Source organism: Gilvimarinus sp. 1_MG-2023 (assembly GCF_030548285.1).
The window spans coordinates 1-320 of sequence record NZ_JAUOSC010000588.1; the positions used below are offsets into that span (position 1 = coordinate 1).

Genomic DNA, 320 nt, shown 5'->3' on the forward strand with positions numbered 1-320 from the left:
GTGTTGATGGCTTCAGTGGTCAGCTGGTTCAGGTCGGCCGTTATGAGTCGGGTATTTATGACGATGGCGGTGCTGAAATCGTTGCCTTCGACAGCACCACCAACAAACTGTTTGTGATCAACTCAGGGAATGCCGCGGTTGACGTACTCGACCTGAATGATCCATCCGCCCCAACGCTGCTGGGCACTATTTCTGCCGAAGACGCCGGTGTAGCCGGCTTCGAAGTCGGTGGTGTTAACAGCGTTGCCGTCAGTAACGGCATTCTGGCCCTCGCCGTCGAAGCAGATACCAAACAGGACAACGGTCGTGCTTACTTCTAC

At 55.0% G+C, this 320-nt stretch carries 1 protein-coding gene; it reads left to right on the top strand.

The annotated features are described in order from the left end of the window. On the top strand, positions 1-320 hold a 320-nt coding region (locus Q4563_RS18205; RefSeq protein ID WP_442903786.1), incomplete at both ends, for a choice-of-anchor I domain-containing protein.